Origin of the sequence: Marinobacter halodurans (assembly GCF_004327985.1) — a bacterium.
Taxonomy (GTDB): domain Bacteria; phylum Pseudomonadota; class Gammaproteobacteria; order Pseudomonadales; family Oleiphilaceae; genus Marinobacter_A; species Marinobacter_A halodurans.
The window spans coordinates 117,466-142,694 of the sequence record NZ_SJDL01000004.1; the positions used below are offsets into that span (position 1 = coordinate 117,466).

The 25,229-nt window shown below is 62.1% G+C and carries 36 protein-coding genes and 1 other RNA gene; 30 read left to right on the top strand and 7 right to left on the bottom strand.

Features of this window, described 5'->3' with window-relative positions; all coding sequences use genetic code 11:
• The first annotated feature begins 348 nt into the window (after positions 1-348).
• The gene (locus EZI54_RS03785) at positions 349-1,749 is read left to right on the top strand and encodes a sigma 54-interacting transcriptional regulator (protein WP_131479212.1); all 1,401 of its coding nucleotides are present in this window, start codon (positions 349-351) and stop codon (positions 1,747-1,749) included.
• Positions 1,746-2,792 (top strand): transporter, encoded by a 1,047-nt coding sequence (locus EZI54_RS03790; protein ID WP_131479214.1) that lies wholly within the window; start codon positions 1,746-1,748, stop codon positions 2,790-2,792. The genes EZI54_RS03785 and EZI54_RS03790 overlap by 4 nt, the downstream gene beginning before the upstream one ends.
• 14 nt (positions 2,793-2,806) lie before the next feature.
• Here the strand turns inward: EZI54_RS03790 and EZI54_RS03795 are convergent, their stop codons facing one another.
• The 7 genes from EZI54_RS03795 to EZI54_RS03825 form a co-directional block, all read right to left on the bottom strand.
• Positions 2,807-3,430: a hypothetical protein gene (locus EZI54_RS03795; RefSeq protein WP_131479216.1), complete on the bottom strand. Its 624-nt coding sequence runs from the start codon at positions 3,428-3,430 to the stop codon at positions 2,807-2,809.
• Positions 3,431-3,435: 5 nt separating this feature from the next.
• A complete protein-coding gene (locus tag EZI54_RS03800; protein ID WP_123636476.1) occupies positions 3,436-4,134 on the bottom strand; it encodes a C39 family peptidase in 699 nt (232 codons plus the stop codon).
• A gap of 12 nt (positions 4,135-4,146) precedes the next feature.
• Complete coding sequence (locus tag EZI54_RS03805; protein WP_123636477.1) at positions 4,147-4,497, bottom strand: hypothetical protein; 351 nt, start codon at positions 4,495-4,497, stop codon at positions 4,147-4,149.
• Between the two features lie 57 nt (positions 4,498-4,554).
• Positions 4,555-5,592, bottom strand: coding sequence for a beta strand repeat-containing protein (locus EZI54_RS03810; RefSeq protein WP_131479217.1), 1,038 nt, complete (start codon positions 5,590-5,592; stop codon positions 4,555-4,557).
• 424 nt (positions 5,593-6,016) lie between these two features.
• Positions 6,017-7,612: an isocitrate lyase gene (locus EZI54_RS03815; protein ID WP_131479218.1), complete on the bottom strand. Its 1,596-nt coding sequence runs from the start codon at positions 7,610-7,612 to the stop codon at positions 6,017-6,019.
• 104 nt (positions 7,613-7,716) lie between these two features.
• On the bottom strand, positions 7,717-8,301 hold the full coding sequence (locus EZI54_RS03820) for a hypothetical protein (protein ID WP_131479219.1): 585 nt from the start codon (positions 8,299-8,301) through the stop codon (positions 7,717-7,719).
• A gap of 22 nt (positions 8,302-8,323) precedes the next feature.
• The gene (locus tag EZI54_RS03825; RefSeq protein ID WP_165495671.1) at positions 8,324-8,815 is read right to left on the bottom strand and encodes a helix-turn-helix domain-containing protein; all 492 of its coding nucleotides are present in this window, start codon (positions 8,813-8,815) and stop codon (positions 8,324-8,326) included.
• Positions 8,816-8,976: 161 nt separating this feature from the next.
• Between EZI54_RS03825 and EZI54_RS03830 the strand changes: the two genes are divergently transcribed.
• The 28 genes from EZI54_RS03830 to EZI54_RS03960 all read left to right on the top strand — a co-directional run bounded on the left by EZI54_RS03830 (position 8,977) and on the right by EZI54_RS03960 (position 24,981).
• Positions 8,977-9,273: a helix-turn-helix domain-containing protein gene (locus tag EZI54_RS03830; protein WP_131479223.1), complete on the top strand. Its 297-nt coding sequence runs from the start codon at positions 8,977-8,979 to the stop codon at positions 9,271-9,273.
• Positions 9,274-9,379: 106 nt separating this feature from the next.
• Positions 9,380-9,862, top strand: coding sequence for a hypothetical protein (locus EZI54_RS03835; protein WP_131479225.1), 483 nt, complete (start codon positions 9,380-9,382; stop codon positions 9,860-9,862).
• Entirely contained in the window at positions 9,859-11,829 is a 1,971-nt protein-coding gene (locus tag EZI54_RS03840) for a transposase domain-containing protein (RefSeq protein WP_131479227.1), read from the top strand. Before EZI54_RS03835 ends, EZI54_RS03840 begins: the two co-directional genes overlap by 4 nt.
• Before the next feature lie 79 nt (positions 11,830-11,908).
• A complete protein-coding gene (locus tag EZI54_RS03845; RefSeq protein WP_131479229.1) occupies positions 11,909-12,865 on the top strand; it encodes an AAA family ATPase in 957 nt (318 codons plus the stop codon).
• Positions 12,865-13,287, top strand: a complete 423-nt coding sequence (locus EZI54_RS03850; protein ID WP_131479230.1) for a hypothetical protein — start codon at positions 12,865-12,867, stop codon at positions 13,285-13,287. The genes EZI54_RS03845 and EZI54_RS03850 overlap by 1 nt, the downstream gene beginning before the upstream one ends.
• 10 nt (positions 13,288-13,297) lie before the next feature.
• On the top strand, positions 13,298-13,651 hold the full coding sequence (locus EZI54_RS03855; RefSeq protein WP_131479232.1) for a hypothetical protein: 354 nt from the start codon (positions 13,298-13,300) through the stop codon (positions 13,649-13,651).
• A gap of 11 nt (positions 13,652-13,662) precedes the next feature.
• The gene (locus EZI54_RS03860; protein ID WP_131479234.1) at positions 13,663-14,283 is read left to right on the top strand and encodes a DUF3164 family protein; all 621 of its coding nucleotides are present in this window, start codon (positions 13,663-13,665) and stop codon (positions 14,281-14,283) included.
• Positions 14,284-14,317: 34 nt separating this feature from the next.
• Positions 14,318-14,554 carry a hypothetical protein gene (locus EZI54_RS03865; RefSeq protein WP_131479236.1) on the top strand — a complete coding sequence of 79 codons (237 nt, stop codon included), beginning with the start codon at positions 14,318-14,320 and terminating at the stop codon, positions 14,552-14,554.
• An RNA gene (locus EZI54_RS03870) (hammerhead ribozyme type II) lies at positions 14,553-14,617 on the top strand. Before EZI54_RS03865 ends, EZI54_RS03870 begins: the two co-directional genes overlap by 2 nt.
• Positions 14,618-14,633: 16 nt before the next feature.
• On the top strand, positions 14,634-14,816 hold the full coding sequence (locus EZI54_RS03875) for a hypothetical protein (RefSeq protein WP_131479238.1): 183 nt from the start codon (positions 14,634-14,636) through the stop codon (positions 14,814-14,816).
• Positions 14,817-14,992: 176 nt separating this feature from the next.
• The gene (locus tag EZI54_RS03880) at positions 14,993-15,172 is read left to right on the top strand and encodes a hypothetical protein (RefSeq protein WP_131479240.1); all 180 of its coding nucleotides are present in this window, start codon (positions 14,993-14,995) and stop codon (positions 15,170-15,172) included.
• Complete coding sequence (locus EZI54_RS03885) at positions 15,169-15,369, top strand: hypothetical protein (RefSeq protein ID WP_131479242.1); 201 nt, start codon at positions 15,169-15,171, stop codon at positions 15,367-15,369. Before EZI54_RS03880 ends, EZI54_RS03885 begins: the two co-directional genes overlap by 4 nt.
• Entirely contained in the window at positions 15,366-15,617 is a 252-nt protein-coding gene (locus EZI54_RS03890; protein ID WP_131479244.1) for a hypothetical protein, read from the top strand. Before EZI54_RS03885 ends, EZI54_RS03890 begins: the two co-directional genes overlap by 4 nt.
• Before the next feature lie 10 nt (positions 15,618-15,627).
• Positions 15,628-15,798 carry a hypothetical protein gene (locus EZI54_RS24360; protein WP_165495672.1) on the top strand — a complete coding sequence of 57 codons (171 nt, stop codon included), beginning with the start codon at positions 15,628-15,630 and terminating at the stop codon, positions 15,796-15,798.
• An 11-nt stretch (positions 15,799-15,809) separates the two neighbouring features.
• Positions 15,810-16,118 (top strand): hypothetical protein, encoded by a 309-nt coding sequence (locus EZI54_RS03895; protein WP_131479246.1) that lies wholly within the window; start codon positions 15,810-15,812, stop codon positions 16,116-16,118.
• Positions 16,115-16,720 (top strand): gp16 family protein, encoded by a 606-nt coding sequence (locus EZI54_RS03900; RefSeq protein WP_165495673.1) that lies wholly within the window; start codon positions 16,115-16,117, stop codon positions 16,718-16,720. The genes EZI54_RS03895 and EZI54_RS03900 overlap by 4 nt, the downstream gene beginning before the upstream one ends.
• Positions 16,717-17,232 (top strand): hypothetical protein, encoded by a 516-nt coding sequence (locus tag EZI54_RS03905; RefSeq protein ID WP_131479250.1) that lies wholly within the window; start codon positions 16,717-16,719, stop codon positions 17,230-17,232. The genes EZI54_RS03900 and EZI54_RS03905 overlap by 4 nt, the downstream gene beginning before the upstream one ends.
• A gap of 1 nt (position 17,233) precedes the next feature.
• Positions 17,234-17,629: a Mor transcription activator family protein gene (locus EZI54_RS03910; protein ID WP_131479252.1), complete on the top strand. Its 396-nt coding sequence runs from the start codon at positions 17,234-17,236 to the stop codon at positions 17,627-17,629.
• A gap of 107 nt (positions 17,630-17,736) precedes the next feature.
• Complete coding sequence (locus EZI54_RS03915) at positions 17,737-17,943, top strand: hypothetical protein (protein WP_131479254.1); 207 nt, start codon at positions 17,737-17,739, stop codon at positions 17,941-17,943.
• Between the two features lie 156 nt (positions 17,944-18,099).
• Positions 18,100-18,561, top strand: coding sequence for a DUF5675 family protein (locus EZI54_RS03920; protein WP_131479256.1), 462 nt, complete (start codon positions 18,100-18,102; stop codon positions 18,559-18,561).
• A 1-nt stretch (position 18,562) separates the two neighbouring features.
• Positions 18,563-19,165 carry a 3TM-type holin gene (locus EZI54_RS03925; RefSeq protein ID WP_131479258.1) on the top strand — a complete coding sequence of 201 codons (603 nt, stop codon included), beginning with the start codon at positions 18,563-18,565 and terminating at the stop codon, positions 19,163-19,165.
• Positions 19,158-19,382 carry a TraR/DksA C4-type zinc finger protein gene (locus tag EZI54_RS03930; protein ID WP_165495674.1) on the top strand — a complete coding sequence of 75 codons (225 nt, stop codon included), beginning with the start codon at positions 19,158-19,160 and terminating at the stop codon, positions 19,380-19,382. Before EZI54_RS03925 ends, EZI54_RS03930 begins: the two co-directional genes overlap by 8 nt.
• Positions 19,382-19,768, top strand: a complete 387-nt coding sequence (locus EZI54_RS03935; RefSeq protein ID WP_131479262.1) for a DUF2730 family protein — start codon at positions 19,382-19,384, stop codon at positions 19,766-19,768. The genes EZI54_RS03930 and EZI54_RS03935 overlap by 1 nt, the downstream gene beginning before the upstream one ends.
• A complete protein-coding gene (locus EZI54_RS03940; protein ID WP_131479264.1) occupies positions 19,765-20,064 on the top strand; it encodes a VpaChn25_0724 family phage protein in 300 nt (99 codons plus the stop codon). Before EZI54_RS03935 ends, EZI54_RS03940 begins: the two co-directional genes overlap by 4 nt.
• A 3-nt stretch (positions 20,065-20,067) precedes the next feature.
• Positions 20,068-20,616: a DUF3486 family protein gene (locus EZI54_RS03945; protein WP_131479266.1), complete on the top strand. Its 549-nt coding sequence runs from the start codon at positions 20,068-20,070 to the stop codon at positions 20,614-20,616.
• Positions 20,613-22,130, top strand: coding sequence for a hypothetical protein (locus EZI54_RS03950; protein WP_207389137.1), 1,518 nt, complete (start codon positions 20,613-20,615; stop codon positions 22,128-22,130). The genes EZI54_RS03945 and EZI54_RS03950 overlap by 4 nt, the downstream gene beginning before the upstream one ends.
• On the top strand, positions 22,130-23,698 hold the full coding sequence (locus EZI54_RS03955; RefSeq protein WP_131479268.1) for a DUF935 domain-containing protein: 1,569 nt from the start codon (positions 22,130-22,132) through the stop codon (positions 23,696-23,698). The genes EZI54_RS03950 and EZI54_RS03955 overlap by 1 nt, the downstream gene beginning before the upstream one ends.
• Positions 23,698-24,981: a phage head morphogenesis protein gene (locus EZI54_RS03960; RefSeq protein ID WP_131479270.1), complete on the top strand. Its 1,284-nt coding sequence runs from the start codon at positions 23,698-23,700 to the stop codon at positions 24,979-24,981. Before EZI54_RS03955 ends, EZI54_RS03960 begins: the two co-directional genes overlap by 1 nt.
• The last annotated feature ends 248 nt before the right edge of the window (positions 24,982-25,229 follow it).

Sequence of the window (25,229 nt, forward strand, 5' to 3'; positions counted from 1 at the left end):
CGGTACGTCAACAATATTTACAGGCCGGATCCGCCGCCGTCGTGCTGTGACGGCAAGTCTCCCTATATCCCGGCATTTTCCCGCCTGGCACCAATTATGCTCCACCCGGTTTCAGGGGCCATTTCGGGGTAACACTGTCAGTTGTCCTGACTGGCTCCCTGGGAGCAATCTCCACCGTGCAGGCACCACGCCGCTGCACCTTGGGGCGGGCAGTCTCCCCGGGCATCAGGTGCTAATCGTTGGCAGAGGCTGTCCACCCTGATTCCTGCCTAGTGATCGCGAGTACCCACAGGGTACCCGCAAAGTCGCAAGAACAGACGACGGAACCTTAAACAGAGGCACTAGGCCATGAACAACAACAAGACGCTCATCTGGCTGGCGCCCGGAGGAGCGATACCGGATTCCTGTGGCGAACTGGCCCGCCACTGGGCGCTCTACCCGGCGGATCTGTCCGTGCCGGCGCGGCGCCGGACCACCGCGCTGCCCAAAGTACGGGTGGGCGTCATCGATCTGACCGGCTTCAAGCCCGACCAGCAGCCGCACCTGGAGAGCTGGATCGAAGCGCTGAGCCCGACCCAGTGGGTTGGCCTGCTGGCGGAACAACCCGCGGCGGACAGCCCGCTCAGCGAGATGGTGGCCGCCCACTGCACCGACTACCACACCCTGCCCTACGACATGCTGCGACTGGACAATACCCTGGGCCACCTGTGGGGCATGGCGGAACTGCTGAACCAGCTGCAGGGGCGGGTGCGCCAGCCATTCCAGCTGCACGCCCTGGCCGGCCGCTCGCCCGCCATCCAGCAGACCCGGGCCCTGCTCCGGCGCCTGGCCCAGACCGCCGAGCCGGTCCTGATTACCGGTGAGAGCGGGACCGGCAAGAACGCGGCATGCCGGTTTATCCACGAGCATTCAGCCGTGCAGCAGGGCCCGTTTGTCACCGTCAATTGCGCGGCGCTGCCGGTCAACCTGACCCAGAGCGAACTGTTCGGGTATGAGAAAGGTGCCTTCACCCACGCCCTGACCGCGCGCGCCGGTCGTATCGAACAGGCCGATGGCGGGACCCTGATCCTGCGGGACATCGACGAGCTGCAGCTGGAGCAGCAATCCGCCCTGTTGCGGTTTCTCCAGGAGGGCCTGGTGGAGCGTCTCGGCTGCCAGCGACAGCGCCGGGTCCATGCCCGCGTCATCGCCACCAGCTCCCAGCCGCTGGAACCGCTGGTGGCGCAGGAACGCTTCCGCGCCGATATCTTCTATCGCCTGGGCAACCTACAGATCGCCCTGCCGCCGCTGCGCGAGCGCCTGGAAGACCTGCCCGAACTGGCCGGTTCGATCCTGCGCGCCGCGGCTCGGCATGGTCGTCACCATCGTCGGCGCCTGTCCGAGGCCGCCATGGCCAGCCTGCTCGCACACCCATGGCCGGGCAACCTGCGTGAGCTGCAAAACCGCCTGCAGCGGGCCATCCTGCTGAGCGAGTCGGACACCATCACCCCCGCCGACCTGGGCCTGGATAGCGGCGCACCGGAAGCCAGCGCCCCTGCCCAGCTTTCCCTGGCCCGGTTTCGCGCCCGCGCCGAGCGGGAAGCCATTACCCACTGCCTCAACCTGGCCAACAACAACATTTCCGCGGCGGCGCGCATGCTGCAGATTTCGCGCCTGTCGCTCTATCGCCTGATGGCAAAGCACGATACCGGCCCGGCCCCGTCGGCTCACGGCCGGCCGCCAGCCGCCCGCAAAGGAGGATTGTCATGATCCGCTATGCCCTGGTTCCCGCTGTCCTTGGCAGCAGTCTGCTCCTGCAACCCGCCCTCGCCCAAACGTCAACCGCCGACGAGGAGGCCCAACGTATCAACGAAAAGGCCAGCGAAATCGCGTCGATCACCACCGATCGGGGAATCGTGACGCGCCCCGGCAAGTTCGTCATCGAACCGGCGTTTTCCTACGCCAACAGCAACTCGACGCTGGTGGCGATCGAGGGGTACACGGTCATTCCGGCGCTGCTGGTCGGGCTGATCAATGTCTCCGAAGTGCAGCGCGATATCTTTGTCGGCGCGCTGACCCTGAAATACGGCATTACCAGCCGTCTGGAAACCACGATCCGGGTTCCCTACCTGGATATCCACGAAGATTTGCGCGAGCGCGAGGCGTTTCAGGGCACACCGGTGGACCGCCTGACCGAATCGTCCGGCCAGGGTCTGGGGGACATTGAGGCCACGCTCCGCTATCAGTTCAACGACGGCGTCGAGGGCTGGCCCTACATCATCGGCACCTTCCGGGTGAAGGCCCCGACCGGGGAGGGGCCCTACGACGTGGACCGGCGTGTGCTGGAAGACAGCCAGGGCAACCCGATTGGCGTGGCCTTTACCGAGCGCCCCACCGGCTCCGGTTTCTGGGGTGTGGAACCGGGCCTCTCCTTCATTTACCCCTCCGATCCGGCGGTGCTGTTCGGCAACCTCAGCTACACCTACACCATCGAGGAAGACGAGGGCTTCGAGAATGGCGGCACCATTGATCCCGGCGATATCATCCGCTTCGGGTTCGGGATGGGGTTTGCCTTCAACGAGCGCACGTCGTTCAGTCTCGGCTACGACCATTCCGTGATTCCCAAGACCGACGTCGAATTCGACAACGACCTGAACAACGCGCAGTTCGACCGCATCCAGGTGGGCTCGCTGTCGTTCGGGCTGTCCCAGCAGCTGACCCCGGATACCAGCATGAGTCTGTCCGTCAGCATCGGCGTCACCGAAAACGCCCCCACGACGGAGCTCACCCTCAAGTTGCCGATCGCCTTCTGAAGGTGCGCCCCGGCTCAACGAGCCGGGGTTTGCAGGAAGTTGTCAGGGAGGTAACTGGGCAGACCGACATTGTTGAGCTGAATATTCAGCGAGCGGATGTTCTGGATAACCCGTTCGTTGACGTCATTCTGGATGCGGGTCGCCCAGGCGCCACTGCGCAACTCGCTGGCCACGATCGTGGTGGCATTGGCGCCGGTGCTGATCATCGGCGAGCTGATGGTCGTGCCTTGGGCGGGCGATGATGAGGCCACCGGAGTGGACTGGCCCGAGCTGCCGCCCACACCACTGCCGCTACTGCCGGATGCCGGAGACGCGGCCGGACGGGAGATCTGCACCTGCTCAATCTGGTGCGCCACGGCGCCACTGCCGACGGCCTGATTCAGGTTGGGAATCAGCAGCCGGTTGATCACTTCGATCTGGCCGTCGATGGCCACCACCTGCTCCAGCCCGATGCTGATCTCCAGGTTGCCAATGCGGAAGCCACCCCGTTGCTGATCCAGAATCGGATCGTCCAGGGTCGACAATCCCCATTCGGTGGCCGCACCGACCGGTCCGGCTCCGGCGAGACCCGCCACCAGCAGCGCCAGGACGAGCGTTCTGCGGCGTAGCGGTTGTCCGTATTCTTTGTGGGTTTCCATAAGTGTCACCATTCCACACCGAGCGGCGCAAACAACGTCGGTGCCGCGAGGGCCGAGTCGCCCGGTGCATTGTTGTTGCTGATCGGGGCACGGGCCACCTGTCGCCACTCCACATCCCGGTTGAAGTGCGCCCGTCCATCACCGAGGTGGCTGCGAATCACAAACGCCACCCCATCCCAACGTGACTCGAAATCCTGATGGGTGAAGACCTTGAGCCCGCGGGCCGGATCGCCCACCAGGACTTCCTTCTCGGTGATCCCCTTGACGATGACGAAGTGGCGGAAGCCATTCATGTCCAGCAGGACGATCAGGGGAATCCTCACCTTGTCCCGGATATCCGCCAGGCCCATGCGGAAGCCGTCCGCCTGGAATCCCTGGCCCTCCAGGTAATGCTTCATGTCGAGCATGGAGAAGCCCTGTTGTCGGACCTTCTCCTCATCGGCCACCGCGATCATCGAACGAAACACGGTCTGTTCACTCACCGGGTGGCCGTAATGATAGGTCAGCAGCGACGCCAGGGCCGCCGAGCCGCAGCTGAAGTCATACTGCTGCTGCACGACGGTCAGGAAGCGACGCTCCTGAAAACTCATGACTTTGACGGGCATATCGCCGCCCAGTCCGGGCAACCGGACGGTCCCTGCCAACGCCAGGGGACTGACAGCGACCAGCCCGGCCCACACAAGTGCGGCAGCCCTGTTCCCCATGGCGCTTCTCCTCTAGTGGTTGATCAGGACATTGATCTGCGTGCTGTCCTGAATCACCACGTGGTTACCGGTGTTCTGGATCACCGTCGCGACACCATTCATGTTGTCAAAGGCATGATCCGAAATGACGTTGTCACCCGTGATAACCGTACCGTTGAGCACGTTGTCGGCGACGATCGCATTCTGGTCGGTGTCGTTCACCTGCCACTGGAAGGGGATGCCCTGACGGCCATTCGCCTCCTGGAGTTGGTCCGCGCTGAGCGCTTCACCGGTGAACAGTGCGTCATCGGCAGCGGCCAGCGAACTCAACAATGGCAGAACTATCCAGAGTGCGTGCCGGGTATTACGCCGTCTTTCAACCATGGCTGCACCTCCTGGAAAAAAGGATCACGCCCGCAGCTGGGGCGTGATCCGAGCCGATCACTGACCTGAAGTCAGGTTGGACTGCACACTCACATTGGCCTGAGTCACGCTGGCGTTGCCGGCGTTCTGGGCAAAGGCACCAACACCGGTGAAGTTGGCCGACCCACCAGAGATCTCGTTGGAGTGGTTGACCCAGGTGTATGCGCCTTTCTTGTCGGCACTGCCATAGGTGGTGGTGACTCCGGACACGCTGCCGTTCAGGTCAGCGTTGTTCAGGAACACACTCAGATTCAGCGAGTTGGTGCTGTTGTCTGAGTTGTCACTGTTATCCGAGTTGTCGGAATTGTCGTTGCCGCTGTTGGCGATCTTGTAGGCATCGGTGATGCTGTTGTCGGTGTTCGCGGTGTTGCCGGAATCGTTGGTGGAATTGTCGTTTCCGCTATCCGCCACATTGGTGCTGGCGTCGTTGGCGGAATTGTCGTTGCCACTGTCGGCCACATTGGTGCTGTTGTCCGAGCTGTCGTTGGCACTGTCCGCAACATTCGTGCTGTTGTCATTGCCCGAATTGTTGGTTGAGCTGTCATTGCCACTGTCAGCCACATCGACGTTGGTACTGGCGTCATTTGCGGAGTTGTCGTTGCCACTGTCAGCCACGTTGGTACTGTTGTTGGAGCTGTCGTTACCACTGTCAGCCACATCGACATTGGTACTGGCGTCATTCGCGGAGTTGTCGTTGCCACTGTCAGCCACATCGACATTGGTACTGGCGTCATTCGCGGAGTTGTCGTTGCCACTGTCAGCCACGTTGGTGCTGTTGTTGGAGCTGTCGTTGGCACTGTCCGCAACGTTCGTGCTGTTGTCGTTGCCCGAGTCGTTGGTGGAACTATTATTGGCGCTGTCAGCCACGTCCACAGCCACATCGGTGCTGTTGTCGTTGCCGGAATCGGTGTTACCGGAATAGCCGTTGTTTGCAGTCGACGTATCATCCGCATTGGTATTCGGGTCGCCATCTCCCCCCTGGTCAGCCAGAGCAACGCCGGACAGGCCGAGACTCATCGCAATAGCCATCGCTAGCAAGCTTTTCTGTGCTCTCATGATCCCATTCCTTCTATAGTATTGGTTTTTCTTGGATCCACGTCGGAGCCGTGTCCGTTCGACGACGGCGGGTCAAGGACGCATGATCCGCGAATGGGGTTGGAGCGATTCCCGTGCCAATCGCATCCTTATCCGTCTAACACCTTCATTCATAAAGGGATTTCAAACGGCCCCGGAAGTCGCGTTCGGGCGCATCCCGTAAGACTGTTTCACCTCTGAGACAGACCAAAGGCGCTGCTGGTGGGACAGTCCGGAAATTGACTCGACAATTCAATCAGATAGGAAGGCAACGGGGTGTATGTGCAACTGACGGCGATACCACTGGCTGCAGACGTAAAAAAGCCCCGCCGGATGGCGGGGCTTTCGGGTATCGGTCCGGAACGGACGGGGGTGTCCCGGACCGATAACAACCCAGACCGTCGGATTAACCGAACTGGTTCATGGTGTTGTCTTTACCGCCAGCCTTCAGGGCGGCGTCACCGGCGAAGAACTCCTTGTGGTCATCACCGATGTTGGAGCCGGCCATATCCTGGTGCTTGACCGTGGCGATGCCCTGACGGATTTCCTTGCGCTGGACACCACCGACGTAGGCCAGCATGCCTTCGTCACCGAAGTAACCCTTGGCCAGGTTGTCGGTGGACAGGGCCGCGGTGTGGTAGGTCGGCAGCGTGATCAGGTGGTGGAAGATGCCCGCTTCGGCAGACGCCTTGCGCTGGAAGTCAGCGGTCCACTCGTCAGCCAGTTTGCCCAGCTCGGTGTCGTCGTACTCGGCGTTCATCAGGTCGCCACGCTCGTAAGCAGACACGTCCTTGCCTTCTTCTTTCCACGCGTCGAAGACCTGCTGACGGAAGTTCAGGGTCCAGTTGAAGGACGGGCTGTTGTTGTAAACCAGCTTGGCATCGGGCACCACTTCACGGATGCGGTTAACCATGGCAGCGATCTGGCCAACGTGCGGCTTCTCGGTTTCGATCCACAGCAGGTCAGCGCCGTTCTGCAGGCTGGTGATGCAGTCCAGGACAACGCGGTCTTCGCCAGTGCCCGGCTTGAACTGGAACAGGCCAGACGCCAGACGCTTCGGCTTGACCAGTTGACCGTTCTGCTTGATCACCACGTCGCCGTTGTTGATGTCTTCGGCTTTCTCGATGACGTCGCCATCGATGAAGCTGTTGTACTGGTCGCCCAGATCGCCCGGCTCGTTGGTCACGGCGATCTTCTGGGTCAGGCCAGCGCCCAGGGAGTCGGTACGCGCCACGATGACACCGTCGTCGATACCCAGTTCCAGGAACGCCAGACGAACCGCGTTGATCTTGGACAGGAAGTCAGCGTGCGGAACGGTTACCTTGCCGTCCTGGTGACCACACTGCTTCTCGTCGGATACCTGGTTCTCGATCTGGATGCAGCAGGCACCGGCTTCGATCATCTTCTTGGCCAGCAGGTAAGTCGCCTCGGCGTTACCGAAACCGGCGTCGATGTCGGCAATGATCGGCACCACGTGGGTTTCGTGGTTTTCGATCTTGTTCAGCAGCTCTTGCTCTTTGGCGCTGTCGCCGGCTTTCTTGGCTTCTTCCAGGTCACGGAACAGGTGGTTCAGTTCCCAGGCATCCGCCTGACGCAGGAAGGTGTACAGCTCTTCGATCAGCGCAGCAACGGAGGTCTTCTCGTGCATGGACTGGTCAGGCAGCGGACCGAACTCGGAACGCAGGGCCGCAACCATCCAGCCGGACAGGTACAGGTAACGACGCTTGGTGGAACCAAAGTGCTTCTTGATGGAGATCAGCTTCTGCTGACCGATGAAGCCGTGCCAGCAGCCCAGGGACTGGGTGTACTGGGCGGTATCCGCGTCGTAGTTCGCCATGTCTTCACGCATGATCTTCGCGGTGTACTTGGCGATGTCCAGACCGGTCTTGAACTTGTTCTGCGCGCGCATGCGGGCAGCGTGTTCCGGGTTGATACCTTCCCAGCCCTTCATCTTCTCTTTCAGGGCTTTAATGGCCTCGATGTCTTGATTGTACTGTGACATGGTCGATCCTGTTATCAGTTGATGAGCCAAACGTCCGGCGGCAGGAACCCGCTGCCAGCCGACGATGGAAGCCATTCTACGAACGTCTTATCCATCATTAAAATTTATATTGTGTATTCCGGATATTTTTTCAGTGAATACTGATTGGCAACCGCCAACTTGCTGTTTGCCCGGAAATTAATCAGTCGGGCGACATGTCGACTGTGTGCAGCCATTAAGTCTGAGACAACCGAGACTATATGGGATTTGGAGAAATAAAAAGGGATGAAGCTAGGAATGGCGCGGGTTTCGAGCAGATGTTGAGAACACCTGGCGCGAAGCGTGTGGTTTGAGACATACGGGCTTTCCGGTGCCGCTGCGTCATATGATCTGAGACATGGAGCCGAGCAGTCATACCGGCCTTTAATATCTTTCAAACCTGGCTTTAAAAGAAGCCGAGTGAGCAGCCTGGCAATCCGTCGAAACTGGATACGCAGATGGTCAAGTTCGGCGCGCATTGAGCGATGGGGCTTACTGAGGCCAGCGCTGTCGTCATCATCGTTCTGGTCTTCCTGTGGCCGCCCCGGATGGTTTCCAATGATGACGGTGTTGTTGTCGCCGTTTATGTTAATGCAACCGCCCCAGCCGCTTCGCTTGGGCTGCCCCTGCTCAAGAATGTCTTTGATCTCCCGGGTTACCTCGTCTGTCATGAAACCTCCATGCACGCTGCCGCTAGCGATAGGCAGCTAAATCTATGATATTACTAACGGTATCGTGGTCTGGCTGATCGCCCTTGCTGGCGAAGTGGCGGTAAAGTACGCGTACCAGGCGCGCTAGGCCGTCCGGGGCCAGATTGATATCGCGGCGCTCTAGCTCCTGGAACGCCGCCCGCGCCACATTCTCCAGCAGCTCCAGATCCATCTCCTGCGGCCCAGCTGCGCGCTGTGGCTGCACCCCTGCAACGTGGTCCAGGCTTCCCTCCCCTGTCGCCAACCATTCGATAGAGACGCTTGCAGCGCGAGCCATCTTCACGAGCCGAGAACGAGACGGATCTGACTCACCCCTTCTCCATTTGCTGAGCACAGAAGTGGACACCCCGGCCATTCTTGCCATTTTCGTGGTGCCTCCAGCCCTTTCTATGGCGACCTCAACCCGCTCCCCAAACGCGTCAACCTTATCTGGCTGAACATTGACATCCTTATCGTGCGAAGTTTGACGCGTCATAGTTCCACCTAAGTAATTGAATAAACTACATTTAATAAATAATATCCACGTTTTGACAGGTCCGAATAACATTGACCTCCAATAACGTGGTTGACACATCCACGTTCGTGGCAAATAATGCCGACATGTAGGAAAACAAACGCACTAGGAATCGTTACTACATGACGGAACGCAAAGGTCTAAAAAAAGCCAGCCTTGAGGACTGGCATCGCGGCGACATCAAGTCGGCGCTGGAAAAGGCCGGCTGGAACCTGAGTAGCCTGTCGCGGTACCACGGCTATGGACACCGCAACACCCTTCAGACCGCCCTCCGCAGACCCTGGCCGAAAGGCGAGCGTTACATTGCTGACGCCATCGGCATTGACCCGGCCGAAATCTGGCCAAGTCGTTACCAGGGCAAGGATAGCATTCAGGCCCGCAAAGGGCACCGGGGTGACGTTCAGAGGAAGGCTGCATGAGGCCGGCTCCGTGGCTGTGTTGCTTTCAACGTAGGCCCGCTGAGAGCGGCCGCCTAGATACAGCCCCACAGTTTGTTTGGCACCGGTGGAATAAGAGGAGGTACCAATGACCCGTCGCCGTTGGAAGAAGGTGTATCCCAACAGCATGCAGGAAGCCATTCGGCTGTGCCTGGATTACGCGATGCACAAACACCACCGCAGTGTGGCCCGCGTTGCTGAGCTGAACGGGATCAGCGAGTGGGTGATCTACAAGTGGATGAGCGCCGGCTCTATGCCCACCAACCGGATCGCGCCGTTTGAGCTGGCCTGCGACTGCACGTTCATCACCGAATACATCGGCTCCAGCGCCCAGAAGCTGCTGATCGATATCCCCCGCGGCCGCCCGGTATCCCAGGATGATCTGCTCGATTTGCAAGCGTTGCTGAACGAGTCGTTCGGGCAACTGCGCCGCTTTTACCGGGACGACGCAGAAGCAGCTGCGGTGATCGCTTCAGTTACGGATGCCATGTGTGCCCTGGCGGGGCATCGGCAGAACGTGACGAAGAGTGAGAGCCCTGATCTGGCGCTGTTTGACGGAGGTGATGAATGAACCAGGACTGGTTTACGGCGAAGGAGCTGGCCGGGCTGAGCGGAATGCCGGGCACTCACAGCGCAGTCGTTCGTCGGGCCAAGCGGGACGGCTGGGAAAGTCGCCAGCGTCGGGCACAAGGCGGTGGCCGGGAATATGCGTTCTCTTCTCTGCCTCTCGAAACCCAGGCGGCCGCTCTCAAGAAGTTCGGATACAGCGCCAAGACTTCGACCAAAATCAAGGCAGAAAAGCCGGCCAAAACGACTGGCCGCGAGGAACTCTGGGACCTTTACGAGGCGGCGCCCAACACCGTGAAGGAAGTGGCCAAACACCGCCTCGTGGTTATCGAGTCCATTGAGCGACTGCAGGACAACGGCGCCAGCAAAACCCAGGCGATCCATCAAGCGATGGTCACCTACCAGGAGTCCCGGGCCACGCTGTATCGCTGGCTGCAGATCGCGAACTCCGTGGAACGCGAAGATCGGCTGCCTGCACTGGCACCGTCCTACAAACCAGGCAGGCCCCGAGCCGCCTGCGATGAACGGGCCTGGGATCACTTCAAGGCCCTGTACCTCGCGCCGGAACAGCGCACCGTGGCTCACTGCTACGAGCTGACAGCACAGGCCGCCAAGGCTGAGGGCTGGGATTGGCCACCACTGCGCACCATTAACCGCCGGGTGAAGGACATCCCCCGCCACATCCGGGTGCTGGAGCGGGAGGGCGAGAACGCCCTGCTGCGGCTTTACCCGTCCATGAAACGGACGGTTCGGGACATTCACGCGCTGTTCTGGATCAACGGCGACGGCTACCAGCACAACGTGTTCGTGCGCATGCCAAACGGTGAGATTGGCCGGCCAAAGACCTGGTTCTGGCAGGACATCTACAGCCGGCGGATTGTTGGCTTCCGCACCGACCAGAGCGAGAACACCGACATGATTCGCCTCGCCCTGGGCGATGTCATCGAGCAGTACGGGATCCCCGAGCACGTCACCATCGACAACACCCGGGCCGCCGCCAACAAGTGGCTAACGGGCGGTGTCAGCAACCGGTATCGCTTCAAGGTCAAGGAAACGGATCCGCTGGGCCTGCTGCCACAGCTCGGCATCAAGGTGCACTGGACGACTGTCGTGGCCGGCAAAGGCTGGGGCCAGGCCAAGCCAGTGGAACGTGCCTTCGGTGTCGGTGGCCTGGGTGATTACGTCGACAAGCACCCCAAGTTCGAGGGCGCCTATACCGGCCCGAATGTCACTGCGAAACCGGACAACTACGGCGAGAAGGCCGTGGATTGGGATGTCTTCGTGAAGACGCTACGCCAGGCCATCACCCGGTGGAACGAAAAAGAGAAGCGCCGCACGGAGATCTGCGCCGGGGTGCACTCCTTCAAACAAGCCTTCCAGGAAAGCTACCAGCGCAATGCCGAGAACATCCGGCGCGCCACCGCTGCCCAGCGCCGACTCTGGCTCATGCAGGCCGAATCGGTCCTGGTTCAGCGGGACGCCACGGTGGCGCTCAGCATCGGCAATGGCCCCAACGGCAAGAACCGCTATGGCGCGGACTTCCTCACCGATCACGCCGGCGAGCGCGTGGTAGTCCGGTTCGACCCTGACAACCTCCACAACGCGGTGCACCTGTACCGGAACGACGGCCGCTACCTGGGCGAGGCGGAGTGTCTGCACGCCGCTGGCTTCGGTGACACCAGCGCCGGGCGCGAATGGAACCGCGAGAACAAACGCCGTAGCAAGGCCAGCAAGCTGGCAGCCCAAGCCGAGAAACGCATGAGCGTGCTGGAAGCCACGGAGTATCTGCCGGAGCCGGAAGAGTCGGTACCAGAAGACGAGAGCAACGTCCGCCGGGGTGATTTTGGACGGGTTCAGAAGGCGGTCGCGGGCAGCGATATCGTGGATCAGCCCTACCAGTCACCGGCGGACAAATACGGGTTTAACGACGCGATGGAGAGACATCTGAAGAAGTTCAAAGGGGAGGCATGAAAAAGCCCGGGAGGTGCAACTCCCGGGCCCCGAAAGGCCCTTGGGCCAATCACTACTCAAAGCGAGATAAGGATAGCACATGACAAGAGAGCAGCGAAAAACCATGAAAGCACGGCGCAACGAAGCCCTGGTCGCCCAGGTAGAGGCAGTGATTTCTGAAGAAAACCTGACCCAGGCGGCGGTCTCCAAGCTCACCAGCGTGAACGCCGCCCGGCTCAACCAGTGGTTAAAGGGCACTTACACCGGCGATAACGGCAAGATTGAGCAGGCGGTTCAGCGCTGGCTGGACTCCCGCGACTCTGAAGCGGAGCTGGACGGAAAGCTGCCGGCCGATACCGACTGGGTAAGGACCCCCAGCGCGACGTCCGTGATGTCTGCACTCAGCTTTGCCCAGATGGCTGGGTCTATCAGCGTTGTCTATGGCGGTGCCGGCATCGGCAAAACGACCGCGATTCGAACCTACCAGAAGCAGGCTCCCAACGTCTGGCTGGTGACAGCCACACCGACAGTCGCCCGGCCGGGGCCGATCCTCACCCGGATTGCGCAATCGCTGAACCTGCGCACCACTGGGGCGGTGCACGTGATTGAAAGCAACATCATCGAACGTGTTCAGGGCACCCGTGGCCTTATCGTAATCGATGAGGCGCAGCACCTGTGCCACCGCGCTCTGGACTCCATCCGCGCCATCCACGACGCCACTGGCGTGGGCATCTGCCTGTCAGGGAACGAAATTGTCTACGCCCAACTCACCGGCGGCACCCGCGCCATCGGCTTTGCCCAGCTGTTCAGCCGGGTATCCAAGCGCGTACGCCTGAGCAAGCCCACCGACGCGGACATCAACGCGATCCTGGACGCCTGGCGCATCACCGATAAAGACAGCCGGAAGTTCTGCCTCGCCATCGGCAAACGCCCCGGCGCGCTGCGGGGCCTGAGCCAGACCCTGCGCCTTGCCACCCTCTTTGCCAACAACGTGGGCGAGCCCCTGACCCTACAGATTATCCGCGATGCCTGGGCAGACCTTGGGGGGGACTTGTAATGATTTATCGGCTAATTGCGCTGACCAGCGGCGATCACGTAGCCCTCGTTTCGGCAAGCCATAACCTGACTCACCTGTACCTGGGCAAGGGCCCTGGCAACTGGAGCGATCAAGCCGTACTGGATACAGGTGAACTGCTCCATATCTCTGCTGGCTTGTTGCAGTGCATGTCCACAGCTCAGGTCCAGAAGGCCAAGGACTTCACGGTGACGTTGCCCACGGAAGTGCGAGTCGCCATCGCCTGCATCGGTCAGCGCGGTGAGGGGTTGTTGCTTTCCGTGAACCCGAAAGACGACGGGATTTTGGACGTGAGATTTGTCCGCGAGGGAACCGAAACCGCACTAGTCCGGCTCAGCGTCAACGAAGCTGCCTGGACTGCCAACGAATTCCGATCAGCCGCCAAGTCGGCTCGTTTGAACTGAGGAAAGTGCCATGGTTATGCACCCAACCCCTTACCTGGAGCACTACGCCGACATCTACGCGGCCAACATGCTCTACAAACACGGCGTCAAGCTGGACGCCTACCTGGCGGATCCGGCCCGGTATGAACACCTGCTGGGAGCACCGTTTCCGCTGACGCACAAACAGACCACGGTGCGCGTGCGCCTGATTCGTGAGGAGGTCCTCCAGGAGCAGGCCGAGGAAATCGCCCAGCAGCTGGACGACCTACCCCGTAACAACGTGCGGCCGTTCGAGCCGCTGCACCACAAGCGCCACCCGAAACGCCGGGGCCTTGCGAGCTGCCGCAACCGCTCGCTCCAGCCCACCAAACCCCAAACCACATGAGGCAGAGCCCTATGAACATGCAAGCCAACAACGCGGACCAGTTCCGCCGTAACGCCAAGGGCCACCTGGTGCCCGTGGAACAGATCAAAGATATCGACCGGCTGAGGGATGACCTGGTCACCGGCGTTATCGGCAGGGTCAAGGCCCTGCAGGAGGAAATGCGCCGGGTGAAGGCTGACATCGCGAGCGAAGTGGAAGCCTTCCTGGAACTGAGCGCCCGGGAGTACGACACCACCTACGGCGGCAAAAAAGGCAACGTCACACTCAGCAGCTTTGATGGCGAGCACCAGATCAAGCGCGCCGTGGCAGATCACCTGGCGTTCGATGAGCGCCTGCAGGTGGCGAAGGAATTGATCGACCAGTGCATCCACGAGTGGACGGCCGGCAGCAGCTCTGAGGTCCAGGCCCTGGTTGAGCACGCCTTCCAGACCGACAAGGAGGGCAAGATCAGCACAGCCCGGGTGCTGGGCCTTCGCAGCCTGAACATCAAGGACGACAAATGGCAGCAGGCTATGCAGGCCATCATGGACTCCATTCAGGTGACTGGCAGCAAGAGCTACCTGCGCTTCTACGAGCGGCAGGGGCAGGACGGTCCTTACCGCCAGATTCCACTGGATGTAGCAGCCCTTTAACCCTCAGTTACGCGATCGATAAAAGGAACTCCCTATGAGCGAGCAGCAACGTGAAAGCGGCCGCAAAACCACCGTCACACTGACTGAGACCGAGGACGGTATGCAGATCCACGTGGATTTTGATGGCAGCCCCGTGGACCTTAACCACCTGTCCATCACCCAGGGTCTTGCCCTCTTTGCAGTGGACAAGCTCAAACAGGAAATCCGCCGGCGGTACGAGGTGAAACGCGAAGAAGTGGTAAGAGTGCCACGCCGGGCAGAACAGCACTGAGCGAAACGCCCCAGCCGGGGCGTCTGCCAGGCGTGGTGGCCTGGTACTGATGAGCAGCCAATGATGGAGATAGGCACCAATGAAGAGATTCTACAAAGACTTGAAGCCGCTCCTGCTGATTGCTTCCGCCGCCTGGGTTTTCGGATTCATGGGGATGCTGGGTGCGAACCAAGCGGCAAAGTTGGTGGGCGTCTCGATCGCGATTGCCTACGAAGAGGGCCCCGAAAAGGCGTCAGCAAACGAAGGAAAGAGTGATGAGTGACCGCAAACCAATGCCGAGACAAGGTGATGACATGGATCTGCCGGCCGGAAAGACATGCGCCGACTGCGTCCATTGCCGGCGCTGTTGCGCCATGTTCGGCCATATTCCAGAAGACCAGGTCTGCGACTGGTCACCATCCAGATTCGCAGAGCGAAATCAGTAAGGGAGATCCGACCATGCAAGACCTGGAACAACTGACCGACAAGTTGAGGCTCGAACTTGCGAAGACGCCAGAGGACAGGGCCTACGTCCTCGGCTTTGTCGACGGGAAAGCCTGGGCTCGGAAGCAAGTGTTCCGCTGCGCCATGTTCTTCGCCGTCACCATAGTCGCCCTCGCCGCGTTGGGGTGGGTATGAAACAGCAATTCCGCGAGACCGAGCTGGGCCGCGAGCGCATGTGCAACAAGTGCCGCGATTTCTGGCCGGACGACAGCGAGTTTTTCTACCTGAGCAAGGACGAGCCGGTGCAGCCCTGCAAGGCCTGCTACAACGAGCTGCCTTCCGTGATAGCCAAGCGTGAGCGGCAGCTCAGCCGCCGGGGAGCGAGAGCGTGAAAGCATTCGGATTTGATGACGCAGACATCCTGCGTGGAGAGATGAAGGCCGCCAATGTCGACGCATGGATTATCCGGGATTACCCGGACCGGTGCGCCGGCGAGCAGGGCTGGGAGTTCGCATCTCCTCGATTTTCAGAGGCCAAGACCGAACTTCTTCGACGCATGAGGGAAGACCAGGTTGATCCGGAAATGATAGCCCAGGTAGAGGGTTTGAAGGCCTCTTACATACCAGTTGAGGATTGCTGAGATGCCAGACATGGAGCGCCTAATCGACGACCTGCGGGTGCACCTGGCCAGCACGCCCGAAGAAAGGGCTTACGCCCGGGGATTCAACGCCGGCAAGTATTTCGCGCGCAAACAGGCGGCCTGGTGTTTCGCGTTCGGTGCGGTGATCGCCGTCCTGATCAGCATTGCCGCCTGGCATTGAGGAAAGAGCCGATGCCTATTCGACCAGAAATGAAGGAGCGGTACCCGGCAGACTGGAAGGCCCGGTCCCGCTTTGTCCGCTTCTACCGGGCCAGGAATCGCTGTGAATGGTGTGGGGCTGAGAATGGCCAGCCTCACCCGGTGACCGGCAGCAAGGTCGTGCTGACGGCGGCCCATGTCTTTGATCACCGCCCGGAGGCGGCCAGCCTTCTGAACCTCGCCGCCCTGTGCCAGAGATGCCACAACCGGCACGACGCAACGATGCGCCGCGTGAACGCTGCAGCCCGCCGGCACCAGGGACAGATGGAGATTGCACTATGACCACCACCGCCGAGATCCGCCGCCGCAAGCAGCTGGCCGCCATCCACGCCGCCCGCCGCGACCTGGGCCTGGACGAGGACGGGTACCGGCTGATGCTGCGCGAGTTGGCCGGGGTGGCCTCCGCCAAGGACCTGGACGCCGGCGGCCGCCGCAAGGTTCTGGACCACCTGCGCCGGGTGGGCTGGGCCAAGCAGCCGCGCAAGCGGGTGGCACAGCACCCAGGCACGCCCCACAACCTGGGGCGCGAGCCCATGCTGGAGAAAGTGGAGGCGCTGCTGGCCGAAATGAAAGCGCCCTGGAGCTACGCCGACGCCATCGCCAAGCAGCAGACTGGCATCGAGCGGGTGGCCTGGCTGAAAAAGCCAGAGCACCTCCGGGCGCTGATTGCCGCGCTGGACGTCGAGCTGGAAAAGCGCCGGCTGTTGGACTCGCTGGAAGTCGCCATGAGGGCTCGGTCTCTCTCACTGGATGACATCGACCGGCTGCACCCGGAACTGCCTCGTAACTGGCGCAGAAACCGGAAGTGTCTGGGGCGCCTTTGCGCGCACTACATGCTGCCGGATGCCTGGCTGGACGCGCACCGGGAGGGTGACACCCCATGAAGCTCGGCCGTTGCCCCGTCTGCCACAGCCACCTGCACCTGGACGCGCTTATTCAGGACGACGCCGGCAGTGAGTTGCTGGGCTTGCTGGCCGGGCTTGGTCGCCCGCTGGCCCGGCCGCTGGTGCAGTACCTGGCGCTGTTCCGTCCGGCCAAGTCCGACCTGAGCAACGCCCGCGCCCTCAAGCTGGCGCAGGACACCCTGGCCATCGCGGACCGAGACAGCCTCATCGCTGGGCTGCAGGACACCGTTCGCAGCCTGCACGAAAAGCGCCAGCGGGGAGAAACCAAGCCGCTGAAAAACCACAACTACCTGAAACAGGTGCTGGCCACGGTGGCGCCGGAAGCCCGCAAGCCGGGGGCGGAATCCGACAGCAACCGCCCCACCAGCTGGGAGAAAAAACAGGGCCTGGAAGAGACGCCCGAGGAGTCCCGTCGCAAGTGGGAGGCGCAGATGCGCCGGCTGGGCGTGGACCCTGAGCAGTTCAACACCAAGCGGAACACCGGAGGCTGAGATGAGCGACTGGGACACCGACTACCTGCCCGCTTCGCTGAAGGACCTGATCGACGTGGTCGGCCTTGAGCCGGCCCGAAAGCTGGTGAGCGTGTACGGCGGAACCCGGCTGACGGTGCCCGCAAAAATGCATGCGGCGCACCCCCTGGCAGAACTGCTGGGCATCGAGGCGGCTCAGGCGCTGTCACGGCATTATGCCCTGGAACGGGTCGATGTCCCGACGGCGAGCGCCGCCACCAAAGCCGCACGCAACCGCGAGATGAGAGAGCATCACCAGGCCGGTGTGTCCGTGCGCCGGCTGGCCCTGCGCTACCAGCTCACAGAACGGCGGGTATGGGAGATCCTCGCCGAGGATGCGCCCAGCAGCCAACAGACGGATCTGTTCAGCGAGTCATAAACGGTCATTCAGCCTCATCGACCCGAACCGCCCGCGAATGGAGGCCACCCCCGCTGCGGGCACTCCGAAGCAGTTACCATGGGAATGGAACTGACGAGGAGAATCGAATGACATCACCAAACGATCTACGGGAATGCTGGTTCGAACTGGAGCGCCTGACAGCCTGCCGCCAGGCGGTCACGGCACTGCTGGTACCGGAACCGGACCTGCATGCGGTCAATCGCGACAACCTGTGCCAACTGCTCGGTTACCTGGACGAGCAGGAGGCCCGCCTGATCGCGACGTTGCAACCACTGCTGAGTCGCTGCGCCTGAGCACGAGCCGGGGCGGTACCGGCCGCCCCGGATCTTCCGTTTGTGATTCCGGCCGCAGCCGGTTAAGCTTTAACCGCTCCCGCTTTACCCCTCTACCGTTTACCCCTGAACCCTATCAGGCCCGCCAATACCGGCCCCCGCCGCTACCCTGCGGCCATGACTACTTCAAATTCTGACACCCTTTTCCTGTATCGCGCCTACACCGACCGTGGCGTGTTCGGCACTCTGGTGACCCCCAACCGGAGTTATCACCTGCTGGAGCGCCCCTGGCTGGATAACCGCACCTCCGTCAGTTGCATTCCCGAGGGTGTGTACACCCTCGGCCTGCGCCGTTCCGGCGTGGTGGAGCGCACCACCGGCGGCCAGTACCTGCATGGGTGGGAAGTGCAGGATGTGCCCGGGCGCACCTACATCATGTTTCACCCCGCCAACACCATCGACGACCTGGAAGGCTGCCTGGCCCCCGGGCTGTCCACCGGCGTCCTGCCGGACAACCACGGCACGCCCCAGTGGGCGGTGCTCAATTCCCTTGCGGCCTTCAAGATGCTGATGAAAGACCTGGAGGCCAGGCAGCGCTGGCATCTGGATATCCGCACCAAAACACCGGAGTGGCCCTGACATGAGCTGGAGCTGGGACGACGTAAAGGACGTGGTGGGCAAAGCCGCGCCGTTGCTGGGCAGCGCCCTGGGGCCGGCCGGCGGTGCCGTGGGCACGCTGATCGCCAGCGCCCTGGGCACCGATGACAACCCCGAGGCCGTGGCTTCTGCCATCCAGGCGGACCCGGATGCGCTGGTCAAACTCAAAGCGCTTGAACGGGAGCACGAGCGGGAATTGCGACGGATGGTGATTGAAGCAGAAACCACCCGACTGACCGAGATCAACCGGACGATGAGGGCAGAGTTCTCTGCGGACGATGCGTATGTCCGCCGCTGGCGCCCGACCTATGGCTACGCCACCTGCATCACCTGGACCCTGCAAAGCCTCGCCATAGTAGCGGCGATCATCGGTGCGGCCTTCGTGTACCCAGAACATGCCGACAAAATCCTGGGCGGGCTAACCGCCTTGATGGGGGCCATGGTCACCATGTGGGGGATCGCGCTGTCCGTGCTGGGTATCAACATCAGTTCGCGCTCCAAAGATAAGCGGGTCACTGCCGGACAGGATGGGCGGGGCCTGATGGAGAAGCTGGTCGATAACCTTGGAGGTAAACGCAGTGGATGAACGCAGCTTTGAGGAAGCCCAGGCGCTCACCGAACGTCTGACGCGTGCGGGCATCGAACAGGCGCTCCAGGTGCACCTGGAAGCCCCCCTGGAATACAACGGCCAGCGCCTCTGCCGGGACTGCGACGAGGCCCTGAGCCAGGCTCGCCTTGCGGCCAACCCGAACGCCGTGCGCTGTGTGGACTGCCAGACCGATCACGACCGCCGGGAGGGGTAATGGATCTGTTGCCAGTGAATTACGAAGCGGCCAAATTCTGGATGGGGTTTGTGCAACTGGCAGGGCTGGTGGCCCTGTTCATCTACACCCACATCACCAACAAATCCAAGGCGAACGCCAGCGCCATCAACGCGGTGCGGCAAGACATGGAAGAGGATAACGACCGCCTGGAGCAGCGTCTTGCCCGCGCCGAGCGCCGGCAGGATGTGTTCGAAAGCCGGCTTGAGGGCGCGCCCACGCATCAGGATTTATCCCGGGTTTACGAGCGCCTTAACGACGTGGCCGAGGATCTGTCCGGCGTGTCCGGGCAGATGCGGGCGTTATCCCACCAGCTCTCGATGGTGAATCAGTACCTGTTGAACCAGAAAGGAGGCCACGGCCAATGAGCTACCAGGACTTTCAGACCGAGGGTCGCCGTCTGGGTATTCTGCGGATCCTGTCCCGCCGCAATCAATTCACCACCAATGAGTACAGCCTCAGCGATGAGCTGGGGGGCAGCTATGGCCACCTGATCAGTAAGGACCAACTGCACACCGACCTGGCCTGGCTGGAAGAACAGGGGCTGGTCATCTGCCAACAACCGCGCGCGGGCTGGATCGTGACGCTGACCACCCGTGGCAGCGACGTGGCCGAGGGCCGGGCCCGTGTTCCGGGTGTCTCCCAACCCCGTCCGGAGGTATAAACCATGCCGCCGCGCTCAAAGGTCTATGACTTGCCCCAGGACCTCCGCGAGGAACTGAATGAACGGCTGGTCAGCACTGGCTTTCAGGGCTATGACGGCCTGACCCAGTGGTTGGAGGAGCGCGGATACAAGCTCTCGCGCTCCGCTGTACACCGGTACGGTCAGGACCTCCAGGAAGAATTCGAAGAGGCCATGGGGGACGTGCGCAAGACCACAGAGCTGGCCCGCGCCATGGCAAGCAATCAGGACGACGAGAGCGGCCACCTGATCGACGCTACCGCCCGCATCGTGCAGGACCAGCTGCTGCGTATTTCCATTGCTATGCGTAAGGCCGAAGACGACCCGGCCAAAGCCGCCAAGCAGCTGGGCAGCGTGACCCGGGCCCTGGCCGAGATCGGTCGGGTGTCGCTGGGGCAGAAAAAATGGGCCCGGGAGCTGCGCCTAGAGGTCGCCCGGGAAGCCGCAGAGGCGGCCGAGGGCGCAATGGCAAGCCAGGGGATGACCCGCGAATCCATCGATGCGATCAAGCGCGACATCCTGGGCATCGCATGATGAGCACCCCTCTCCCTGACTCGGTTCTGCTGCCGTACCAGAAGGCGTGGATCGAAGACCAGTCTGAACTCAAGATTGCCGAGAAGAGCCGGCGCACCGGCCTCACCTGGGGCGAGGCGGCGGACGCCGTATTGACCGCCAGCGCTGCAAAATCCGCGGGCGGTACCAACCACTACTACGTGGGCTCGAACAAGGAAATGGCCATCGAGTTCATTGACGCCTGCGCCATGTGGGCGCGGGCGTTTGATCGGGCCGCATCCACCGTCCAGGAGGAAGTGATCAGCGACGAGGACAAGGACATCCTCACCTTCAACATTCGCTTCAGCAGCGGTTTCAAGATCCAAGCACTGTCCAGTCGCCCCAGTAACCTACGGGGCCGACAGGGCAACGTCACCATCGACGAGGCCGCTTTCCATGCAGAGCTGGCCGAGGTGCTCAAGGCTGCCCTGGCATTGACCATGTGGGGCTCCAAGGTGCGTCTGATCAGCACGCACAACGGCGCGGAGAACCTGTTCAACGAGCTGATCCAGGACAGCCGGGCAGGCAAGAAACGCTACAGCGTGCACCGTCTCACCCTGGACGATGCCTGTGACCAGGGCCTGTACCAGCGCATCTGCCAGGTGCGCGGAAAACCCTGGAGTCAGGCCGCTGAGAAGCAGTGGAAAGACAACTTGCTGCGGGACACCGCTACCCGCGAGGACGCCCTGGAAGAATACTACTGCGTGCCCAAATCCGGCGGTGGCGCCTACCTGTCCAGGGGCATGATCGAGGCTCGGATGGTGGAGGCCCCGGTGGTCCGTTTCGAGGGCACCGCAGAGTTCAACGCCTGGCCGGAGCACCTTCGCCAGGCCGAGGTCCACGATTGGTGCGAAAGCGAGCTGCTGCCCCTGCTAAAGGCGCTGAACCCGGAAGAGCGGCATTGCTTCGGTGAAGACTTCGGCCGCAGCGGCGACCTGACAGTCATCGCACCCATGGCCCTCAGCCAGCAGCTCAAGCGGCGGGTGCCGTTCCTCGCCGAGCTGCGAAACGTGCCCTTCAAACAGCAGGAGCAGATCCTGTATTACATCGTCGACCGTCTGCCGGGGCTCCAGTACGGTGCCCTGGATGCCCGGGGTAACGGCCAGTACCTGGCGGAACAGGCCCAGTACGAGTATGGCGCCGATCGCGTGGAGGCCGTGATGCTTTCCCAGGCCTGGTACCTGGATGCCATGCCCCGGTTCAAGGCGGCCTTTGAGGACAACGGCATTGAGATCCCCAGGGACACCGACGTGCTCGATGACCTCCGGGCCCTGCAGGTCATCAGGGGCATCCCCAAGCTGCCGGATGCCAAGACCGGTGAAGACAAGAAACGCCATGGTGACGCCGCGATCGCGCTGGCCCTGGCCTACTACGCCAGCTTCCAGCAGGCCGCCCTGGAATATGGCTATGAGGCGATCCGCACTGGCCCCGAACAACGACACCCCCGCCCGGTGCGCGCCACCGCTGGCTTCCGTAACCGAGGAGGACTGCTGTAATGGCGGAATCACCCATTGTTGACGAAAACGGCCGCCCCATCCGCAAGGCCGAGTTGAAGAAGGAACTGGCCGCGCCCTCGATGACCGGCGTGCGCCAGGTGTGGCACAACGGCATTGCCAGCCACCTGACACCGGATCGCCTGGGCATGATCCTGCGGGCCGCTGAGAACAACGATGGCCATGATTACCTGACCCTGGCCGAGGAAATGGAAGAACGCGAACCGCACTATGCCTCCGTCCTCGGAACGCGAAAGCGCGCCGTCAGCGGCCTCGACGTAGTGGTGGAATCGGCCAGCGACGACCCGGCCGACGTGCGCCTGGCAGACGCCGTGCGGGACCTGGTGCGGGACACGGCCTTTGGCACCCTGGTCGAAGACCTGCTGGACGCCCTGGGCAAAGGCTATTCCGTGGCCGAGATCCTGTGGGCTACCCGGGGTGGCCAGTGGTGGCCCCGTGAGTACGTATGGCGTGATCCGCGCTTTTTCCGGTTTGATCAGGCCACCGGACGCGAGCTGCGGCTGATCGATCCGCAGAACGTGGCGGAGGGAATCCCCCTGGCGCCCTACAAGTTCATTGTGCATCGCCCCCGGTTGAAGGCGGGCATCCCCATGCGCGGCGGCCTGGCCCGGTTGGTGGCCGTCTCCTACATGGCCAAGAGCTACACCCTGACCGACTGGTTGGCCTTTGCCGAGGTGTTCGGCATGCCGCTGCGTCTGGGTCGTTACAACAGCAACGCAAAGCCAGACGAGGTGGACATCCTGCGTGCCGCTGTGGCCAATCTCGGCTCGGATGCGGCCGCCATCCTGCCCGAAGGCATGAAGATCGAGTTCCAGGAAATCGCCAACACCCAGGGCGGGGCCGACCTGTTCAAAGGCCTGGCTGAGTGGATCGACAAGCAGACCAGCAAGGCGGTGCTGGGCCAGACCATGACAGCGGACGACGGTTCCAGCCAGTCCCAGGCAACGGTCCATAACGACGTGCGCGAAGACATCCAGCGCGCCGACGCCCGCCACCTGGGCCACACCCTGAGCCGGGACCTGGTCAAGCCGTTCATCGACCTGAACTATGGCGTGCAGCGCCGCTACCCCGCGGTCCGTATACACATCCCCGAGCCGGAGGATCTCCAGCAGCTGGTGGCCGCGCTGAAGGACCTGGTACCGCTCGGCCTGCGGGTGGAACGTTCGGTGATCTCCGACAGGCTGGGCCTGCCTGATCCGGCGAAGGATGCGGAGGTCCTGCAGCCGCCAGCGGCGGGTTTACCGTTCCAGGAAACTGCCCCTAACCGGTCTTTAAATGCCGCTCAAAACCGGGAGTCTGTCGTCGATCAACACGACCCGGACTTCCAGAAGATCGCCGAGACCGAGGACGAGTGGCAGCCACAGCTGGCACCAATGATCGATCCGATCGAACGCCTGGCAAAGCGCATCGCTGACGAGGGCGGCGACGAAAGTGACTTCCTCGCCCGCCTGGGTGAAGTGCTGGAGGAGATGGACGAGACCGAACTGGTCAAGCGCCTGGCGTCCTCGACTTTTAAGGCCCGGGGCCTCGGTAATGCGGAGGGGCGCTGATGGCCAACTTCGGGGCGGGCCCGGTACCGCGTGACACGCTGGATTACTTTCGAGGCAAGGACCTGCGGGTCGGCTTCGATTATCAAGACGTCTGGGGCCAGGAACACGCTCACGCCTTCACCGTCGCCAAGGCCATGAAGCTGGACATCCTGGACGACATCCGGTCCGGGTTGGACGAGGCCCTGGCCGAGGGCAAGACGTTCCGCGACTTTGCCAGGGACGTTAAACCGAAGCTGCAGCAGAAAGGCTGGTGGGGCGTCAAGGAAGAGATCGACCCGAACACCGGCGAACGCCGGGAAGTGCAGCTGGGATCCCCGCGCCGCCTCAAGACCATCTACCAGTCCAACCTGCGCAGCGCCCGGGCGGCGGGCCAGTGGCAACGCATCCAGCACACCAAGGAAAGCCTGCCGTACCTGCTCTATGAGTTGGGCCCTAGCGAGAACCACCGGGACGAGCATGTGAAATGGGCGGGCACACTGCTGCCAGTGGACCACCCCTGGTGGCGTGATCACATGCCGCCGAACGGCTACGGGTGCAAATGCCGGGTGCGCCAGGTATCGCAGGTGGAGGCCGAGCGGCTGGACCGAGACGGCGTCCGGGACCCGCGCGCCGAAATCGAAACGGATCCGGAGACTGGTCTGCCCACGGGCCGCCGGGTGCGCCGCACAATGCCGGTTCGGCGTGAGCCGCCGCCGACCCAGACCGTCAGCTACACCAACCGGCGTACGGGCGAGATGGTCCAGGTAGACCAGGGCCTGCACCCGGCCTGGGCCAGCAACCCGGGGCAGGATCGGGTTCGAGTGCTGCGGGACCGCATGACCGCCAAACTGGATACGGCCGATCAGCGCCTGGCCAAGGCCACAACGCGTGACGTCATGGCGTCGCCGATACTGGACCAGTGGGTAACGAGGCCAGACGGTGAACTGCCGGCCGGCGTTGTGGATCGCCGGGCCCAGTCGGCGCTGAGCGCGACCACCCAGGTGGTGCGGCTGTCGCCGGATACGTTCAGCAAGCAGGCTCGGCAGCACGCGGATCTGGCGATTGACGATTACCGTCAACTACCGGACATCGTGTCCGGAGGCATTCTGATCGGGCAGGACGACCGCACGCTGGTGGCCTTTCGTAGCCGGCCAGGCGATACCAGGAACCGGTGGTGGAAGGTGGTCATCAAACGCACCGGCGACGCCCAGCGTCTGTACGTGGTGAGCTACCAGAAAGCGGATGACAGGGAGTTGCGCCGGATCCGGCGCCAGGGCAAGGTGCTTCGAGCGGTGGAGCAATAGGGCCGGCGCACGGTGGGGCCTGCCTCCCGCATTGGGTGCGGGCAACCCCACATTGCGCTCTGCCCTTCATCCTGAGAGGCAGGCTACGGCAGGCAGATTCATCACCGTGTCGCGTGCGCCGGAGTTCAGTATACTGGCGCGGCCTCGGTAAGTGCAATTATGACCCAAAGCGGGCCGATTCTCAGAACGCCCTCAGACGCTCTCTAAGGCCCTTGGTGAAGCTGGCGCTATCAGCGCCGGGGCCAGAC

Bases quoted from the DNA above. Each gene is read 5' to 3' on its own strand.
- EZI54_RS03885 (WP_131479242.1), top strand. From the start codon at position 15,169: ATGAAACAGCAATTCCGCGAGACCGAGCTGGGCCGCGAGCGCATGTGC.
- EZI54_RS03905 (WP_131479250.1), top strand. From the start codon at position 16,717: ATGAAGCTCGGCCGTTGCCCCGTCTGCCACAGCCACCTGCACCTGGAC.
- EZI54_RS03805 (WP_123636477.1), bottom strand. From the start codon at position 4,497: ATGGTTGAAAGACGGCGTAATACCCGGCACGCACTCTGGATAGTTCTG.
- EZI54_RS03955 (WP_131479268.1), top strand. From the start codon at position 22,130: ATGGCGGAATCACCCATTGTTGACGAAAACGGCCGCCCCATCCGCAAG.
- EZI54_RS03910 (WP_131479252.1), top strand. From the start codon at position 17,234: ATGAGCGACTGGGACACCGACTACCTGCCCGCTTCGCTGAAGGACCTG.
- EZI54_RS03860 (WP_131479234.1), top strand. From the start codon at position 13,663: ATGAACATGCAAGCCAACAACGCGGACCAGTTCCGCCGTAACGCCAAG.
- EZI54_RS03925 (WP_131479258.1), top strand. From the start codon at position 18,563: ATGAGCTGGAGCTGGGACGACGTAAAGGACGTGGTGGGCAAAGCCGCG.
- EZI54_RS03865 (WP_131479236.1), top strand. From the start codon at position 14,318: ATGAGCGAGCAGCAACGTGAAAGCGGCCGCAAAACCACCGTCACACTG.
- EZI54_RS03795 (WP_131479216.1), bottom strand. From the start codon at position 3,430: ATGGAAACCCACAAAGAATACGGACAACCGCTACGCCGCAGAACGCTC.
- EZI54_RS03875 (WP_131479238.1), top strand. From the start codon at position 14,634: ATGAAGAGATTCTACAAAGACTTGAAGCCGCTCCTGCTGATTGCTTCC.
- EZI54_RS03830 (WP_131479223.1), top strand. From the start codon at position 8,977: ATGACGGAACGCAAAGGTCTAAAAAAAGCCAGCCTTGAGGACTGGCAT.
- EZI54_RS03835 (WP_131479225.1), top strand. From the start codon at position 9,380: ATGACCCGTCGCCGTTGGAAGAAGGTGTATCCCAACAGCATGCAGGAA.
- EZI54_RS03850 (WP_131479230.1), top strand. From the start codon at position 12,865: ATGATTTATCGGCTAATTGCGCTGACCAGCGGCGATCACGTAGCCCTC.
- EZI54_RS03935 (WP_131479262.1), top strand. From the start codon at position 19,382: ATGGATCTGTTGCCAGTGAATTACGAAGCGGCCAAATTCTGGATGGGG.
- EZI54_RS03845 (WP_131479229.1), top strand. From the start codon at position 11,909: ATGACAAGAGAGCAGCGAAAAACCATGAAAGCACGGCGCAACGAAGCC.
- EZI54_RS03855 (WP_131479232.1), top strand. From the start codon at position 13,298: ATGGTTATGCACCCAACCCCTTACCTGGAGCACTACGCCGACATCTAC.
- EZI54_RS03940 (WP_131479264.1), top strand. From the start codon at position 19,765: ATGAGCTACCAGGACTTTCAGACCGAGGGTCGCCGTCTGGGTATTCTG.
- EZI54_RS03790 (WP_131479214.1), top strand. From the start codon at position 1,746: ATGATCCGCTATGCCCTGGTTCCCGCTGTCCTTGGCAGCAGTCTGCTC.
- EZI54_RS03945 (WP_131479266.1), top strand. From the start codon at position 20,068: ATGCCGCCGCGCTCAAAGGTCTATGACTTGCCCCAGGACCTCCGCGAG.
- EZI54_RS24360 (WP_165495672.1), top strand. From the start codon at position 15,628: ATGGAGCGCCTAATCGACGACCTGCGGGTGCACCTGGCCAGCACGCCC.
- EZI54_RS03950 (WP_207389137.1), top strand. From the start codon at position 20,613: ATGATGAGCACCCCTCTCCCTGACTCGGTTCTGCTGCCGTACCAGAAG.
- EZI54_RS03900 (WP_165495673.1), top strand. From the start codon at position 16,115: ATGACCACCACCGCCGAGATCCGCCGCCGCAAGCAGCTGGCCGCCATC.
- EZI54_RS03960 (WP_131479270.1), top strand. From the start codon at position 23,698: ATGGCCAACTTCGGGGCGGGCCCGGTACCGCGTGACACGCTGGATTAC.
- EZI54_RS03895 (WP_131479246.1), top strand. From the start codon at position 15,810: ATGCCTATTCGACCAGAAATGAAGGAGCGGTACCCGGCAGACTGGAAG.
- EZI54_RS03920 (WP_131479256.1), top strand. From the start codon at position 18,100: ATGACTACTTCAAATTCTGACACCCTTTTCCTGTATCGCGCCTACACC.
- EZI54_RS03825 (WP_165495671.1), bottom strand. From the start codon at position 8,815: ATGACGCGTCAAACTTCGCACGATAAGGATGTCAATGTTCAGCCAGAT.
- EZI54_RS03785 (WP_131479212.1), top strand. From the start codon at position 349: ATGAACAACAACAAGACGCTCATCTGGCTGGCGCCCGGAGGAGCGATA.
- EZI54_RS03880 (WP_131479240.1), top strand. From the start codon at position 14,993: ATGCAAGACCTGGAACAACTGACCGACAAGTTGAGGCTCGAACTTGCG.
- EZI54_RS03815 (WP_131479218.1), bottom strand. From the start codon at position 7,612: ATGTCACAGTACAATCAAGACATCGAGGCCATTAAAGCCCTGAAAGAG.
- EZI54_RS03810 (WP_131479217.1), bottom strand. From the start codon at position 5,592: ATGAGAGCACAGAAAAGCTTGCTAGCGATGGCTATTGCGATGAGTCTC.
- EZI54_RS03840 (WP_131479227.1), top strand. From the start codon at position 9,859: ATGAACCAGGACTGGTTTACGGCGAAGGAGCTGGCCGGGCTGAGCGGA.
- EZI54_RS03820 (WP_131479219.1), bottom strand. From the start codon at position 8,301: ATGACAGACGAGGTAACCCGGGAGATCAAAGACATTCTTGAGCAGGGG.
- EZI54_RS03800 (WP_123636476.1), bottom strand. From the start codon at position 4,134: ATGGGGAACAGGGCTGCCGCACTTGTGTGGGCCGGGCTGGTCGCTGTC.
- EZI54_RS03915 (WP_131479254.1), top strand. From the start codon at position 17,737: ATGACATCACCAAACGATCTACGGGAATGCTGGTTCGAACTGGAGCGC.